This window comes from Vibrio sp. ED004 (assembly GCF_023206395.1).
Lineage (GTDB): Bacteria > Pseudomonadota > Gammaproteobacteria > Enterobacterales > Vibrionaceae > Vibrio.
Map to the genome: position 1 here is coordinate 3247989 of NZ_CP066149.1, position 13102 is coordinate 3261090.

Annotated in this window: 12 protein-coding genes and 1 pseudogene; 6 read left to right on the plus strand and 7 right to left on the minus strand. The window is 43.9% G+C overall.

Features of this window, described 5'->3' with window-relative positions:
* Positions 1–102: 102 nt before the first annotated feature.
* On the minus strand, positions 103–2031 hold the full coding sequence (locus ITG10_RS14610) for an Hsp70 family protein (protein ID WP_017631862.1): 1929 nt from the start codon (positions 2029–2031) through the stop codon (positions 103–105).
* A complete protein-coding gene (locus ITG10_RS14615) occupies positions 2031–2663 on the minus strand; it encodes a DUF2760 domain-containing protein (RefSeq protein ID WP_017631863.1) in 633 nt (210 codons plus the stop codon). The genes ITG10_RS14610 and ITG10_RS14615 overlap by 1 nt, the downstream gene beginning before the upstream one ends.
* A 348-nt stretch (positions 2664–3011) precedes the next feature.
* Between ITG10_RS14615 and ITG10_RS14620 the strand changes: the two genes are divergently transcribed.
* Positions 3012–4550: a sensor domain-containing diguanylate cyclase gene (locus tag ITG10_RS14620; protein WP_248386461.1), complete on the plus strand. Its 1539-nt coding sequence runs from the start codon at positions 3012–3014 to the stop codon at positions 4548–4550.
* 87 nt (positions 4551–4637) lie between these two features.
* On the plus strand, positions 4638–5168 hold the full coding sequence (locus ITG10_RS14625) for a 3'-5' exonuclease (protein ID WP_017109700.1): 531 nt from the start codon (positions 4638–4640) through the stop codon (positions 5166–5168).
* 157 nt (positions 5169–5325) lie between these two features.
* Here ITG10_RS14625 and ITG10_RS14630 read toward each other — a convergent pair.
* Both ITG10_RS14630 and ITG10_RS14635 read right to left on the minus strand, forming a co-directional pair.
* A pseudogene (locus ITG10_RS14630) lies at positions 5326–6532 on the minus strand (IS256 family transposase).
* A 163-nt stretch (positions 6533–6695) separates the two neighbouring features.
* Positions 6696–7226, minus strand: a complete 531-nt coding sequence (locus ITG10_RS14635; protein ID WP_248386462.1) for a cytochrome b/b6 domain-containing protein — start codon at positions 7224–7226, stop codon at positions 6696–6698.
* Between the two features lie 194 nt (positions 7227–7420).
* Here ITG10_RS14635 and ITG10_RS14640 point away from each other — a divergent pair, with 194 nt between their 5' ends.
* Genes ITG10_RS14640 through ITG10_RS14655 form a run of 4 tightly spaced genes read left to right on the plus strand, consistent with a single transcriptional unit; the run spans position 7421 to position 9837 of the window.
* On the plus strand, positions 7421–7777 hold the full coding sequence (locus ITG10_RS14640; protein WP_026084105.1) for an antibiotic biosynthesis monooxygenase family protein: 357 nt from the start codon (positions 7421–7423) through the stop codon (positions 7775–7777).
* A 16-nt stretch (positions 7778–7793) separates the two neighbouring features.
* Positions 7794–8474 (plus strand): hypothetical protein, encoded by a 681-nt coding sequence (locus ITG10_RS14645; protein ID WP_017629519.1) that lies wholly within the window; start codon positions 7794–7796, stop codon positions 8472–8474.
* Positions 8475–8522: 48 nt separating this feature from the next.
* Entirely contained in the window at positions 8523–9410 is an 888-nt protein-coding gene (locus ITG10_RS14650; RefSeq protein WP_026084104.1) for a winged helix-turn-helix domain-containing protein, read from the plus strand.
* Positions 9400–9837, plus strand: a complete 438-nt coding sequence (locus tag ITG10_RS14655) for a hypothetical protein (RefSeq protein WP_017629517.1) — start codon at positions 9400–9402, stop codon at positions 9835–9837. Before ITG10_RS14650 ends, ITG10_RS14655 begins: the two co-directional genes overlap by 11 nt.
* 120 nt (positions 9838–9957) lie before the next feature.
* Here the strand turns inward: ITG10_RS14655 and ITG10_RS14660 are convergent, their stop codons facing one another.
* The 3 genes from ITG10_RS14660 to ITG10_RS14670 form a co-directional block, all read right to left on the minus strand.
* Positions 9958–10407 (minus strand): TerB family tellurite resistance protein, encoded by a 450-nt coding sequence (locus ITG10_RS14660; protein ID WP_017109705.1) that lies wholly within the window; start codon positions 10405–10407, stop codon positions 9958–9960.
* A gap of 113 nt (positions 10408–10520) precedes the next feature.
* Entirely contained in the window at positions 10521–12518 is a 1998-nt protein-coding gene (locus tag ITG10_RS14665; RefSeq protein ID WP_017629516.1) for an alkaline phosphatase D family protein, read from the minus strand.
* Between the two features lie 8 nt (positions 12519–12526).
* Positions 12527–13084, minus strand: coding sequence for a hypothetical protein (locus ITG10_RS14670; RefSeq protein ID WP_102327669.1), 558 nt, complete (start codon positions 13082–13084; stop codon positions 12527–12529).
* Positions 13085–13102: the final 18 nt, after the last annotated feature.

Here is a 13102-nt window from a genome sequence, read left to right on the forward strand (position 1 = left end):
TGGATAGTCTTGGTCTTATTATTGTCTTTGGAATGTTTTTAATACAGGGCTAGGGAATCGCATTGATAAAGTAACGGCACCCGTTAAGGTGCCGTTGATTCATTATGCTTGTTCGTTTGAGTCGCTATTCGTATCTTCACGAACGTCGAACTCAACGTGCCATTTCTGACCATTGTCAGTGGCAATCGCTTCTAGGTATAACGTGCCTAATTCAGTAACACGAGACGCTAAAGTCACCGGAACCACTTCACCTTCGCGACGGCCTTCAGAAACAGGCAGTGTCACTTGGATTTCAGGAAGCTCATCAAGATCTTCTGGAGCCCAGTGATCAAGGTGCGTACCCGCTTGGTCTTCACGACGTGTGGTTGAACCGAAGAATTGGAAGTGAACTGGCTGACCAATCACTAGACCGAACTCTTGGCTAGGTACTTGAACGCTTGAACCTTCTTCCATACCAAATGGTGCAACACACAGTGCTTCCATTGGAGGAGCCATACCCGGGATTGCTGGCATCGCGCTTTCAATTCCTACGTAGTAAGAAGAAGCGATACCGCCACGGATACGAACGCCTTGGCCACGACGAACTGCGCCGTAGTATGAAGCGCCGCTTGCTACTGCTAGGTCTAAATCTAGACCTGAAAGCTGTTTAGCGAACTCTTCGTCAGCATTGATCAGCCATTCGTTGATCGTATCTGAAAGACGATCGGCAAGTAGGTTCGATTTTAGAACACCACCATTGAACAGGATTGCTGTTGGCTTGATGAAGTCTGCCGCTGGCGCTTCTGACCCTTGCGCTTCTGTACCGGGCATACCGGGCATGTTTGCAAACGGGTTGAAATCTTGTTGAGCCGTTTCGCTGTTTCCAGAAAGCGCGTTCGCTTGCTTAGAAAGGAATGCGGCAATGTGACGAGTAATACCTGCGTCTTGAGCGTAAGGCAGACCCATTTGAGTCAGTGCGCCACGCGTCTTTTGCACTGGATGTTCAGTCACGGCTACTTTCGGGAAGAAGCCATCAACCAATGTTTGTTGTACTTCTTGCTGAGTCAGTTCTGTTTTCAGTGTTGCGCCAAGTAGTTTAGAACCACGGCTTGGAACAACGATCGGCACAGATTGCAGTTCAGCATCGTTAAGCAGTGCTTCTTTCGCATCACGACATGCGTGAGTCATAGCTTGAACCTGCCAAGGAGCCAGTTCTTTGCCTTCTTGAGCCAGTTTCATTTTCAGACGGTAAGCTAACGCTAAGTCCATGTTGTCGCCGCCAAGTAGGATGTGTTCACCTACTGCGATACGGTTCAGACTTAGGTTGCCTTCATCTTGTGTTACTTCAACCAACGAAAGGTCAGTCGTACCACCACCGATATCAACAACAAGAACGATGTCGCCAACGTTCACTTCATCACGCCATGTGTCGTTGCTGTTATCAATCCAGCTGTAAAGAGCCGCTTGTGGCTCCTCAAGAAGTGTCAGATGAGTGAAACCAACATTACGCGCAGCTTCAGCTGTTAGGTCACGAGCTGCAGGATCAAACGAAGCTGGAACGGTGATCGTTACATCTTGGTCTGCCAGTTTGTGTTCTGGGTTAGCGTGGTTCCAAGCATCTTTAAGATGCTCTAGGTACAACTCAGTTGTCTTAAGCGGAGATACTTTTTCAACTTCTTCAGGGCTACCTGCAGGAAGGAACGCATCACGACGGTTCACACCACCGTGGCATAGCCAAGATTTAGCACTTGCGACCAAGCGGATAGGGGTTTTAGAACCAAGGTTACGCGCAATAGCACCAACCAGTGATTTAGGCTCAGAAGACCAAGGCAGAACGCGAGAACCCGCATTCATTTCATGTTCGTGCGGCTGGTATAGGAACGAGCCAAGTTGGCTGCGAGTTTCTACTGTACCAGGTGCCGTTAGCTGAGGGATTTGCATCACCTCTACACGAGCATCTTCATTGGTTGTGTCGATGTAAGACAAAACGCAGTGTGTGGTACCTAAATCGATACCAACACTGAACTTAGGCGCCTGATTTTGGTGTTCCATTATAGCTCCACCTCTGCCGGTGCAATCACAGATGCATCGTAGTTCTCAGCAAGCTTAGGCAGGTTCATGTCAGTTGCTTTCCAACCTTTGTGAACCAATGTGCCATTGAACGGTGCATTGCCCATTACGTTGCCTGTTAGGCGAATTTCTTGTGGGTTGAAGCCTTCAACAACCGTGATGCGCGTTTCTTCATCTTCTGTGCGGATGTGAGAAAGCGTTACGTAGTCTGCTAGTACTTTTTTACCGCCAGTGTGAATAACACGTGCTGCTGCACCAACTTCTTCATCAGAGAACGAAGTCAGGTCTTCTTTTAGGAAATCGATTAAACGCGCTTCTTGTTGCATGATAGACAGAAGTTGCATTGCAGAATCTGTCGGTGCTGTTGCTAGCTTAGATTCAACTTCAACGACTTTCTCGATCACTTTTTCTACTTCAACAACTTTCTCTACTTCGACAATTTTTTCAACTTGCTTTTCAACTTCAACGATTTTCTCTACTGGTTTTTCTACGACTTTCTCAACCACTTTGGTTTTACGAGAAACGGCAATTAACAGTAGTAAAACGCTTGATGCAGTTAAGCCTGCGTGGAGCATATCAAACGTCTGTGGGATTAGGTTCAAATCAACGATCATAGTGATTTCTCTTTAAAATTGATTTAACGGTATATTCGTCGGTTTAAAGGAATATACAGGTTGGAAAGAAACACGATGGCACAAGTCCAAAACGGTCACTTTCAAGCTATAAATATGGGTGGATACTAGCATATTCAAGGCTTAAGAGTGGTATTTAATGTTTTCGATTAAGTGGGTTTTTGGCGTGTTAGCTTGAAATTTAGCCGAGATTTGTCTGAATATTGGTCTCTGATGTAAGCGAGAGGTAAACTATGCCCGTTTTATGTCAGTTTTAAGACTAAACAGAAATGGAGCACGATTCTCTTCCGTTATATACTTTCAACTCATTAGAGCCTATTTGGAACCTATATGCCTCACACCACCGACCCATTAACAGGGTTGAAGAGACGAACTCTCCCATTGGTCGTATTTGCGGTCAGTTTTTTGATTACTGTGTTGTGTTTTATCTTAGTCGCGCTTAACCAAAATCGCGCACTGAATATGAATTTGAATAGTTTTGCTAATCATCAGACCCTGAGCTTGGAAGCATTTATCGGTAATGATGTGGCTTACATAGGTTCCGGCGCTAATTTTTTCTATTCCAATGATCCCGAGAACTGGGATAAATTCGACCGCTTTGCTCAACAAACCATTAACGATTCAAAGAGTCTAATCGGTTTGCAGTGGATGCAAAAAGTGTCAGTAGATGAGATTGCTGAACACACGGCTAAAATGGAAGAAAAGTCCCCATTCTATAAGCTATTCACCATCCCGAAGCATGAAGCAAAAACCTATGGCTACATCTTAGATGGCGAGCCAGCTTTTATCGCCAGCGATATCTATCCCAATACCCCAGCGAACGATAGAGTTCTCGGTTTTTACTCTTCTCGTGAGCGCTTCAAACTGGTTTTAGATAATATTAAACAGACGCGTAAAGCGAATATTTCAGACAAAGTTCGCTTGCTTCAAGACGGCTTAGATCAAGACACACCAAAGACAGGTATGCTGGTTTATCACCCAGTTTTTGAAGGTGAAAGTGACAATTTACTCGGTGTTGTTATTGGCGTAGTTCGCACCACGTATTACTTTGAAAATCTGCTGGCGTCAGCGGTGGGCGATATGGATGTTTATGTTCGTGTTACCGATACTGGATTCGAAGCGGAAGATTCACCAATCTTGTTCGAAACTGATGGCTATGACGCGGTATCCGGGCACCACATCACCAAGACAATCGCACTGACCAACCGTGACTGGAAGGTTGAGTACAAGATAGACTCTTGCATCTCTTTTTATGGTTATTTGGTGTTAACAGGCATCGCATTGGTCGGTACAACCATCTCACTGTTGTTGGCGTATATCGTTAACATGCAAATCAGAGAGAAAGAGCGTTTGTATCGAATGCTGAATAAGCGGACTGAAGAGCTTCGCTTCTTAGCTGATCACGACAGCCTGACGGAAATTTATAACCGACGCGCGTTCAATAAGAAGCTAGACAAAGCCATTGAGCGAAACCAGCCCTTTTGTCTCGTTGGGTTTGATATCGACAAGTTTAAAGGTATTAACGACCAGTTCGGTCACCCAGCGGGTGATGCTTTGCTTATTCATGTCATCAAGCTGATCTCGGTGAACCTGAAAGAAGGGGACGACCTGTTCCGCTTAGGTGGTGATGAGTTCTGTATTATTTCTAACATCTCAAACCATGAAGCCCTGAATCGTTACTTAGAGTGCATTATCAACACCGTAAGTCGCTCTCATTGTGAACACAAAGGTCGACAGTTAAGTTGTACCTTGAGTATCGGTGCAGCCATTCGTGACAGTGAGGACTCTGAAGAGATCATGCAAAAAGCGGACAGCATGCTCTACCAAAGTAAGTCAAATGGCCGAAATAGAGCCACAATTGCAGGCTAAATGAGCACTTGATGCAACTGGGGTCGAGTTCTTTATTGGGCTCATGTACAATTTCAAAAAACTTTTGATGAAAGAATTGGGCGACGTATGAATCACAATCGAGTGGTATGTTTCGATTTAGAAATGTGCTGTTGGAGCAAAGATGGTGTAGGAACAACAGGAGAGATCATTGAAGTGGGTCTTGCTGAGATCGATCTTGTATCTGGAACCATCGTGAAGCGCGCGCAATATTACGTTAAGCCCGAAAAAGACGAAGTCTCTCTGTTTTGTGCAGAGCTAACAGGCATTACACCTCGCAAGATAGAAAAGCAGGGTCGCCCTTTAGAGTCGGTGATTAAATCGATGATTAAGAATTTCGGTGGCCCAAAGAAAATCTATGCTGCTTGGGGACGTGATGACCTTATCTTACATAAAGAATGTATAGAGAAAGGCATCGAACCACCGTTTAGCGAGTTCTTGAATATCGCCACACTTTATCGTGTTCAAAACCGCCTTAAAGAGAAACGCATCGGACATCGCGCCGCTCAAGAAGCTAAGAACATTGAGTGGGAAGGTCGTCAGCACTCGGGTTATGTCGATGCTTACAACCTCGCGAAACTGACATTGACGATGCTTTAGCCTTTAAAAGCGTTAGGTCTCTGAAAAGAACAACAGACAACAAAAAGCCACCTTCTAAGTCTCTATATGATCTGAGTATCTATATGAAAAACTAGGTGGCTTTTTTGTTATTTAAGGAAAGATGGACCCTGTAAATAATTCTGTGTAACTGTCGGGGTTACATATATTCAGTTAATCGGTCTTCGAACATAATCATAAAGCGGTTCAGGGCTTGTCGCCAGTTTCTAATTGGCATCGTCCATCTTTTGGAGGCATCCTGGATCGCTAAGAAGATCACCTTCCTTGCCGATTCATCTGTCGGGAACAGCTTACGCTTTTTAATCGCTTTTCTAATAACACTATTAAGTGATTCTATGGCATTAGTCGTATAAATTGCTCGCCTAATATCTTCTGGGTAGTTGAAGAGCGTGTTCAGGTTATTCCAATGTGCTGTCCAAGAGCGGCTGATCTGAGGGTATTTGCCATCCCATTTATCTGAGAACTGCTCTAGCGCTAGCAAGGCTTCATCTTCTGTCTTCGACTGATAGATCTTCTTAAGATCGGCAGCCACAGCTTTATAATCTTTCCAAGGTACATACCTAACTGAGTTTCTCACCATATGGACGATACAGAGCTGGATCTGAGTATTTGGGAATGCGGCATTAATGGCATCAGGAAAGCCCTTCAGACCATCGACACAAGCAATGAGAATGTCTTTTACTCCGCGGTTTTGTAGCTCTGTTAGCACAGCAAGCCAGAACTTAGCACCTTCCGTCTCTGACAACCACATGCCAAGCAGCTCTTTTTGACCCTCCATGTTCACGCCTAGCGCAAGATAAACAGCTTTGTTGATGACTTGTTTATCTTGCCTGATTTTAACGACAATGCAGTCGAGATAAACGATTGGGTAGACTTCATCTAATGGGCGAGATTGCCATTCAACAACCTGCTCTAGAACAGAGTCCGTCACCTTAGATATAAGGGTTGGTGAGACATCCGCATCGTACATTTCCTTGAATGTGGCTACGATTTCTCGGGTCGTCATGCCTTTAGCATAGAGGCTTAAGATTTTGTCATCCATCGACTGGAAACGAGTTTGGTGCTTGCGAACCAGCTTTGGTTCAAAGCTTGACTCACGGTCACGAGGAACGTCTATCGGCACTTCACCATCATCAGTGATAATAGACTTGCTGGTATACCCATTACGTGAGTTGGAGCTGGGTTTTGGGAGTGTTTTCGTAGCCAAGGTGCTCATCAAGCTCAACATTCAATGCTGTCTCAACAGTCACCTTGGTTAACATTTTTCGGAAGTCATCAAGATCAGATTCTGTCTTAATTGATTTAGCTGCTTCACGAGCAAAAGCTTCAAGTGCTTTCTTATCCATACTATCCATCCTTAGCCTTTAAGGCTTAAGTCTAGACAGTTACACAGAATTTAGGACAGTCATCAAAAGATGACAAGTAAATCAAACTTTCGATTCTAGTTATCCAATCTAGCTTGTTATTCAGCCTGTTTCCTTATTTAACCTAGTGCCTAATTCGATCTAACTACTTGCCAAGCATGTTTTTTAACTTATCACCCTTATCGAAAAAGTGATGCTTCATCGCGCCTAACACATGTAATGTGACCAACGACATGAACACCTTAATTGCAGTTGCATGAATAAAAAACAATAGGCTAACCATCTCTCTTTTTGTTGCCCCTTCACTAAATACCCATGAGTAAACACTGAATATCGGTGTATCAATCAATGCGATACTTAAACCCGATACCGTAATAAAGGTCAGTGTTACCGCCTGAATAAGTTGAACTACTCTAGGGATGGTAAATCGACGTTCACCTCTTTTCGGTTTAGCGAGCATTCTTGCAATCAGTATGTTGATCAACACCAAAACAACAGAACCAAAAATCTGATGTATTAATATTGTTGGGTATTTATCTGGGAAGGGGAGCAATCGGCTTGATATAAACCCAAGCGTTAAGGTCATCATAACAGCACACAACATTGCCCAATGTAATGAATCGACTTTGTTATTTTCGTGTTTGTTTATTCTATTTTGTATTATTTCTCGGTTCATACGATATTCCATTATTAGTGTTGTTCGATTTATTATATTTATCTGACGTGTGTTATGAATATGTTCACCGAATGTTTAATATTAATAATAACGTATCGATTTAATTAATATTAAATCGTTCGTATTGCTCTTGATGGCGGTTTTATCTCTGTTAGCGTGGTCGAATCTAACCCACGGAGAACGACATGAAGAACATCAAGAGTTTGATTAAACGAGCCATTGCGTTGAGTTTGTTGAGTGTGAGCCCCTTAGTTTTAGCCCAGCCCGTTGTACTTATTAACACCTTCTCAGTTGAAACTAGTAAAGAAGCTGAAACGTTAGCGTATTGGGAAAGCGCTAGGGACGTACTCATTGAACAACCGGGATACATCTCTACCACGCTGCACCGCTCACTAAGCGCTGATGCCACCTACCTGTATGTGAACGTCGCTAATTGGGAGAGCCAGAAGCATTTTATCGACGCTATCTCTGTGATGAGGAAACAACTGCCTGCACTCGATATTAAGGGTGTGACTGCCGATCCCAATCTTTACGAAGTTATTCGCCACTAATTGAGAGTTTGTTTAAATGAAATATGTACCACGATTGTTTTTAGTTCTTTTTAGCTTTTTGTTCTCTGTCAGCAGTTATTCTGCGGCTTATGGCGTTTCCGTTGCATGGAAGACACAAGACGCCCAAGCGGTATTCGATGCCATGCCTACTCAGAAAAAGGCGTTTGCGAATTTGATTGATGCAGGGCTAATTCACGACATGTTTATCTCTGAAAGCTTTATTGGCGATCAAGCATTTCCAATCATTAAATTTGTAATGGAGGCAGGCAGTGAAGAAGAAGTTCGACGTGTTATTGGTAATCTTCCTCTTCAATTTAAAGAGTTAGCAGAAATAACAGAGGTGAGAGATATCGGAAGCAAGTGGTTAGATACTGAAGTTGCGTTTAAAAATTATGCGATTGAGTTATCTTGGAAAGAGCCTGAAGATCAATTAATTGCAGACAAAGTAATCAGCGTCGATTTGCAAAAAGTGGTGGACTGGAGTGCTCAAGGCGTTATTACTTCGGCCTATTTAAAAAACCAAGCGATTGCAGAAGCTCAAGCTAATCAAATGGCGATGATCAGACCTATCTATTCGATTGCTGTATTAGCACGAGATGAACAACATGCACTTGAAATTGCTAATGAACTTAATGCCGTTAAATTAGGGTTTGCTAGTGTCAATATCAGTGAACTTGGTTTTAAACTCGCGTTATGATTTTGAAATAAAATAAATTTCCATGTTATTCTAGGGTGAGTTTATTCAATGCATTTAACTCACCTTATGAATAATAATAAAATACAAGAATATAGCTTGGTTATTGAACTTGAAAATCGACAGCTGCTTAACCTTTCTTTAAATAAGCATGTGACCTTATCCCCATCAGAATGTTTAATTTTAAAGCACTTGATGGATAATTGTTCACAAACCATAGGGCGAGAGTTCCTCCTAAAGCATTGTTGGCCGGGTAGGGTGGTAACAAGCAGTTCTCTTAACGTCGCAATTAAAAACGTTCGTACCGCGCTTAAAGCAGTCGGTTCGGAATGCAAAGTTGTCACGGTCCAAAAAGAAGGATATTGCTTTATTTCACCAGATAAAGGTGAGGCTCAAGTGACTGAGCTTATCAACAACCCTAGCGAGAGAGCCCCAGAGCGACTAGAAATTAACAGTGCTCCGCAAGTAGTAAAAGATCCTATCGAAGTTTCTGATGTTATAGAGATGCCTTCTTCTAAGCGTCACTCATTACTTAATCAAGCTAATGGCAAAAACAAACTCTATTTTGTACCGTTAGCGGCTGGTATTGCGGCGAGCGCGTTGTTGGTCGTGGTGTTGTCTTGTCTTGGCTTTTTTATGGAGAAAACGTCTATTAATGGGATTGCGGTGTACCACGACAGCGTCAACTTGGATTCAATGCTGGTGGAAGACTTAACATCGATTGCTGAACCTGGAGTCGAAGCAATATACCTGCATCGTATGGGTGTTGATTGCGGCGCTATACAGGTGGTGATATTGAACCAAAGTGGCTGGAAAGACATCAGCTCAAGCTTTAAATTGACACACTGCAATGATGCGCACGTTGGGCTTTATGAGATCGAACCAATTAATAGGCTGGGAATAAACCAAGCAACAGAAGGAACGGTTGATGAAGCGTAAGTTTTGGTTACCTATCGTGGTTACCTTGTCCGCTATTTTTCTGTTTGGTGTCATTTCCGGTGTGATGACCCGAGGGGCTTATCAGTTTGAGGGAATCTATGAAAACGTCGGTTATGAAGTGCTGACGCTGGATCTGAAGAATGGCCGTTCAAAGATGCGTTATGTTGGTTATAATATCGACGGCCAAGTCGTGCAAACCAAGCAGTTTTTTGGTGTCTTCTTGCGCTGGGGCAATCACTACTATTTCTATCAGATTGAACAGGACCAAGCGCACGGGCAGCAGACCTTCAATGTGAAGAATCTTTTTATTCAGCACCACAGTAATAAGCGTAGCGTGATGGTTTCAGATCAGCGTGGTGCTTACGTGACCAAAGATGGGAAAATACTGGAATTGAAAGGCATTCTCTACGGGCGATCTCTTCGCTAATTCATGTCCCGTTCTTTAAGCAAGCTTGTAGATAACAGTTCACCTTAAATCATTTGATTCTGGCTCATCAAATCCAATAACGACGGCTTTTAAGCCGTCGCTTTTGATTCCGTTCAGAGTCTAATCTTCGCCCAGAACGCTTAATTTACTTTTGATGAAGTCTTTGTGGTCAACGTAAAGTAGTTCTGCTGTTTTGCGAATCACTGAATCTTCAAGTGGGTCAATCTCTCCATCGGCATGCGCGACTTCCCACATAGCTTTGATCAAGTCTATGCGAACTGGCTGCGAAAGTTCTCGCAGTTGAGAAGTGAAATCGTACAGAGAAACAGATTGTTCAACTTGAGGCTCAGCTTGCGCCAATAAGGCTTTGGATTCTTCTTCTGTTATGTTCAACAAACGCTGTAGTAAGTGAAGCTTGGCTTCTTGTTCTGATTCGTTGATCGCGTGGTCTGCACCGGCCACTTCACATAACAAGCTGGCGATAGCTAAGTTAGGTGAGGCGGTGGGTGTTTTACCCAAATCAGAGCCTTCAACTAATTGTTTAAATAACGAGGTAAGTGAGTTAAACATAAGAGCATTCCAGTTATGGTGAATATTATTACTATTGGGCCTACAGAGTGTGATCGCAAGCGTCTTTACTTAAAACTGACATTACGAAGAGGTCAGCAATAAGGAACACTTGTTTAGTCCGGTTCTGGAAAACGCGTGACTTTTCCATCGCCACTTAACGTCGTAATCGCCTGTGGCTTCCCGTCGCTATCCAACCTTAACTCACCAATTGCACTGCGGTTTGAAAGGCGATAAAAGGTCTGATTGTCAGGGCTACGTTTCTCTATTTTTAGGCGCTTTCGCTTGGTGAAATAGTTAAGAACTGAGCGCGGGCTATACAATAATCGGTCACACACATCGCAAAATTTAAGCAATGGTGCAGGGAACTGATTCTTGATACCACTACAAGTAATCTGGTAGATGTTCGGACTGTTTCGGCGATACCTAAGCTTAATGTCGTAGGCAAACGAGTAGTGAACATCACCAGAAAGCACCACAAAGTTGGTGGGCGTTTTGGTGTGGGTAAAGATACTGATGAGCGTGTTAGCACTGCCTGGGTGTGCCATCCAGTTTTCAGCATCAATCATCAATGGCTTACCTATTGTTGTCGCCATCTTTTGTAGTGTTTCAATGAACTTAACGCCGAACATTGGTGCAGCAGAAACAATCACCACCTTTTCTTGATTAATCAATTGATGCTGAAATTCCGTCAGCGCTTCCCAGTCCATCAGACCCGATGGCTTGTTCATTCGTGATTCAGATCGCCAACGACGTGTCCGAGTATCTAATACAATCACTTTGGGTGACGTGTTGATGGTGTAATGCCACTCTTCAAAGCGATCGATCATCTCTAAATATTGTTGGTGCTGTTGGGGATCGATGTTCTTACTGAGATCGCCGTTGCTTTCGACACGACTTTCGCTTTCGTTACTGCTAATCACCGGAGAGAAAAGCTGTTTGGTCTGCTCAATGAATTCGCTGCTGAACTTCTCTGGCGCGTTACCCCAACCTTGGCACATCAAATAAGCTGCAAGGCCGTTACCAATCACTTGAGTCGCAAAGCGATTTTGATCGACGGCATGTTCCCAACCTACGGTTAAGTTCCAGTCATCAGTGACATCGTGGTCATCGAAGATCATGTAAGTCGGAATATGAGCGAATAATCGCTGCACTTGTGGCAAGCCTGCGACGAAGTCATCAATGATAACGCTTTCGTCACGCCACTGTTGTTGCTCGGCAGGTGTTAATTGACGATCAGCCTGCTTGAAATCATTGTCGATTAATCGCTCACGGTTGATGCATTGCCACAAGGTCGGGGACCAAACCAGCAGGTACATCGCGATGAATTCAGATAAGGTGACTAAGTGATTCTCACAATCGGTCGAGCTAAAGATAGGAATCCCGCGTTTAGGGAATAACTTATCGAGCAGCGAATCCGAAGTGTTGTGGTGTGGCAGTAGGTGATGGCGTTGGTAGAGGTGATATTCGCTCTCATACAAGGCATCGCTGCTATTGATTTGGCTGACTTGTGAGTCGGTTGGTAATGCTTCACCAACCAGACCAAGCAATTGAATCACTTGCTGAATGGCATCCAGCGTTGGGCCTGCCACATGGTCAGCGTAGATTTGGTCGCCGCTCATCATCAACATATCCGGTCGTTCAAGTACCGTTTGATTGGCGATTTTGTTGTCTGCTGCTACTAGGCTGTCCTTGCTCGGGTGATGAGGGTTACGACAAGAGCCATGCAAAATGTAGTCGGCAGCTGTAGATATCTTAAATTCGATTCGAGAACTGTCGTTGTTGGTTCGCGTGTCCTTGTAAATCAAATGCGGTGCCAGCTCAGTGATTGAACCTTGCTCGGTTTCTATTTGATATTCCAACGGAACGTTGGTGGGGAACTCACCCTGTAAATGAATCAAGGTGACCCAAGCGTGTGTGCCGACCTGAATCGACTCTTGCTCATCGAGTGATGACGAATAAAAAGGCGTTTCTTGCTCTGCATTGAATAGTTGAGTTGTGCCCGAAAGTGGGGCGCTGGTGACTATCCAGAGTACCACCTCAGTTGCGGTGGTTTTTCTTAAAATTGGGCCAGCAAGCAATAAGGGAAGAGGTGATGTCGTCGAGCGTTTCAATGCGGTTCCTAAATCGTTGGAGGTGAGTCGTTGAGATGTTTCGTTTCAAGAGCAGAGGTTTCGAGTTCTGGTGTTTGAGGCTCGTTAATTTCGAGCGCAGATGTTGCCGGTGGCGCCATATCAGCCTCATTTTCCTCGAGCTCCATAACCTCAGACTCAGCCATCTCAGCTTCTGTTGTTTCAAGAACTTCGATAACTTCTGAGCTAGAAAGTTCATGACCCATTAGAAATATTGCCAATAGGGCATCGGCTTTAGTCTTGGTATCGGAAGGTTCGTCTAACAACTGTTCAAGCTTTTCTCGAATCATAGCAATCTCGTGCTCCACAAAGCCACGGCCTTCGTCGTCCCCTTGGTTTTCTTCAGGGGCGTTATCGAACTTCATAAACAGCAGCTCACCGTCTAACTTTGTATTGACCAATCGCTCTGGCAGCCATTCCTCGCCCATAACGATATCTGGGTCGGAATCATTGGGTAAGTGGTCTATAATGTTTTGTAATTCTGAGACTTTCACAATACTTTCATTTAACCGAGAATATTCGACATTGTAACGGTCAATGTCGATCAAACCTAAAATTAGTTGGCT

Coding starts and splice junctions, on each gene's coding strand:
- ITG10_RS14615 (WP_017631863.1), bottom strand. CDS start 2,663: ATGATCGTTGATTTGAACCTAATCCCACAGACGTTTGATATGCTCCAC.
- ITG10_RS14650 (WP_026084104.1), top strand. CDS start 8,523: ATGCATTTAACTCACCTTATGAATAATAATAAAATACAAGAATATAGC.
- ITG10_RS14620 (WP_248386461.1), top strand. CDS start 3,012: ATGCCTCACACCACCGACCCATTAACAGGGTTGAAGAGACGAACTCTC.
- ITG10_RS14635 (WP_248386462.1), bottom strand. CDS start 7,226: ATGAACCGAGAAATAATACAAAATAGAATAAACAAACACGAAAATAAC.
- ITG10_RS14655 (WP_017629517.1), top strand. CDS start 9,400: ATGAAGCGTAAGTTTTGGTTACCTATCGTGGTTACCTTGTCCGCTATT.
- ITG10_RS14645 (WP_017629519.1), top strand. CDS start 7,794: ATGAAATATGTACCACGATTGTTTTTAGTTCTTTTTAGCTTTTTGTTC.
- ITG10_RS14610 (WP_017631862.1), bottom strand. CDS start 2,031: ATGGAACACCAAAATCAGGCGCCTAAGTTCAGTGTTGGTATCGATTTA.
- ITG10_RS14660 (WP_017109705.1), bottom strand. CDS start 10,407: ATGTTTAACTCACTTACCTCGTTATTTAAACAATTAGTTGAAGGCTCT.
- ITG10_RS14625 (WP_017109700.1), top strand. CDS start 4,638: ATGAATCACAATCGAGTGGTATGTTTCGATTTAGAAATGTGCTGTTGG.